The sequence below is a fragment of the Bacillus sp. MBGLi79 genome (genome assembly GCF_002953915.1).
Genome location: NZ_CP026521.1, coordinates 2,231,280 through 2,233,413, shown reverse-complemented (window position 1 = coordinate 2,233,413; position 2,134 = coordinate 2,231,280). Strand labels below are relative to the sequence as shown.

Below are 2,134 nucleotides of genomic sequence, written 5' to 3'. Positions count from 1 at the left end.
ACAAATGTACTTTCTTTCCGAATCTGATTCAAAAACTGATCTTGAATATTTATCGATTTCATGTTTCTGGTCCTCCTTGTTTCTCTATACCATACTGTTTCGATTAAAGTTCGAGCTTTCCTGCTATGTAAGTGAAAATTTCCTGTTTTTTCTGCTCGATATTGACAGGGGGCGTCATGTCATACCAGGCGACATCCATTTGATTTCTGAACCATGTCAGCTGTCTTTTGGCGTAGCGTCTCGAATTCCGCTTCAACGTCTCAACCGCCTCTTCCAAGGACACTCTGCCTTCAAGGTGCGCATAAAGCTCTTTGTACCCGATGGCCTGAACAGACTGGCAATTTCTTATGTTTTCATCATAAAGCTGTTTCACTTCATTCAGCAGCCCCTCATCCATCATCTGGTCTACGCGGCTGTTGATCCTGTCATACAGCACTTCCCGTTCCATCGTCAAACCGATGAGAGCCGTGGTGTATAACAGCTCTTTTCGCTGTCCTTCTATATGTTCAGACATCGTTTTTCCTGTCGTATGGAAAATTTCAAGCGCCCTGATGACCCTTCGTTTATTGTTTGGATGTATGGCTTTTGCCGCTTCGGGATCGCGCTCTTTCAAAAGACAGTGAACATATTCGGCTCCTCTCTTGTCAGAGAGCGCCTCCATCTCCGCTCGGAACTCAGGATCGCCCGCTTCCTCTGTGAATGAATAGTCATAAAGGACAGACTGGATATAGAGCCCTGTCCCCCCCACAATCATCGGAAGCTTCCCTCGCCTGCCAATCTCTGCGATTTTTTGTCTGACGATCTCCTGATATTCAGCAACCGAGAAAGATTCCGTCGGTTCTTTAATATCGATCAAGTGATGCGGAACCCCGTTCATTTCTTCTTCTTTAATTTTTGCTGTGCCGATATCCATTCTTTTGTAAATCTGCATCGAATCTCCGCTGATAATTTCCGCATTCAAATGCTCGGCCAGCATCACGCTTAATTTTGTTTTACCGACAGCGGTCGGTCCGATCAAAACGATGACCGGCGGTTTCGTTTTATTCACTGCTGATCACTCTCTTTAAACAAGCTCCTCCCATTATACCATTTCACGTTCAAAAACATCCATTTCATTTTACCCGTTTTCATTGCTTTCCAAACATTCCCTCACCACCCTATCGGCTCATTCCCCACAATTTCTCTAGTGGAACCTTTAAAAGTATGCCGGTGCCTCTCCTTTCTTCCATCGCTTACATACACGACTCCGCCAAATCTGATCGGGGGAGCCGCAGAATATGCCAGATAAGTCGTGCCCCCGATTTCATGATAGTGCGTGCCGTCCGCCCGCGGAATCGCGGGCCCCGTAATCGCGTAATACCTGTGATAATGTCCCTTATCGAAAGAAGTGATGCCGGAATAAAAATGAACGTGCCCATCTGTATTGCTCCCGTTTGCCGGCTGGGAAAAGCCTTCAATTAGGTGGTAATGGCCATTGGCAGTCGATGTTCTCGCCCTGTAAGCGTGGGCATGGGGAGGCGCTTTTGACCAATCCGACTGATACAGCATGTTTCATTCACTCCTTTTTAAGGGCGGCTTCACTAAAAAATACGACGGGCGCCCAAGCAAAAACGGCTGGGCAGAATACAGTGATGTTAGTCAGGTTTCATTTTATTATTGGAGGGATTTTTTTATGAATCATTTCGAGCACGCTCCTGTATATGGCGACGACAACCAGCGCATCATCGGCAGACCTTTCTTTGGCGGACCTTTTGGGCGCCCGTTTTTCGGCCCGCGTCCGTTTTTCGGTCCGGGCCCCTTCTTCGGAGGTTTTTTGGGCGGACTTACTGCCGGAGCGCTTCTCGGCCCTTGGGGATATCCGTATCCGCCGTATCCTTACTATCCTTTTTTCTGACAGATAAAGGCTCTTCCAGGGGCCTTTTTACATAACTTTTTTCTTGACTTAGAACTTTTGCATCAATTAAGATGGATTTTACCAACCGGTTAGTAATACGGGTTTTTTTTATGTCTAAAAAAGAAGAAATCTTTGAAGCGGCCTCATGACGATTGCGAAATACACCTTTAACACTTTAAGATCATTTATGGGCTGCGTTTTTTGATATTCGAATGAAAACTAACTTTGTACAAGCGCCCT

3 protein-coding genes are annotated in these 2,134 nt (G+C 46.1%); 1 reads left to right on the top strand and 2 read right to left on the bottom strand.

Features of this window, described 5'->3' with window-relative positions:
- Positions 1-103: 103 nt before the first annotated feature.
- On the bottom strand, positions 104-1,048 hold the full coding sequence (gene miaA / locus C1T29_RS11095) for a tRNA (adenosine(37)-N6)-dimethylallyltransferase MiaA (protein ID WP_075213258.1): 945 nt from the start codon (positions 1,046-1,048) through the stop codon (positions 104-106).
- Positions 1,049-1,149: 101 nt separating this feature from the next.
- On the bottom strand, positions 1,150-1,548 hold the full coding sequence (locus C1T29_RS11090) for a YmaF family protein (RefSeq protein ID WP_026579702.1): 399 nt from the start codon (positions 1,546-1,548) through the stop codon (positions 1,150-1,152).
- A gap of 124 nt (positions 1,549-1,672) precedes the next feature.
- On the opposite strand from C1T29_RS11090, the gene C1T29_RS11085 reads away from it, so the two are divergent.
- Positions 1,673-1,894, top strand: coding sequence for a hypothetical protein (locus C1T29_RS11085; protein WP_020451497.1), 222 nt, complete (start codon positions 1,673-1,675; stop codon positions 1,892-1,894).
- Positions 1,895-2,134: the final 240 nt, after the last annotated feature.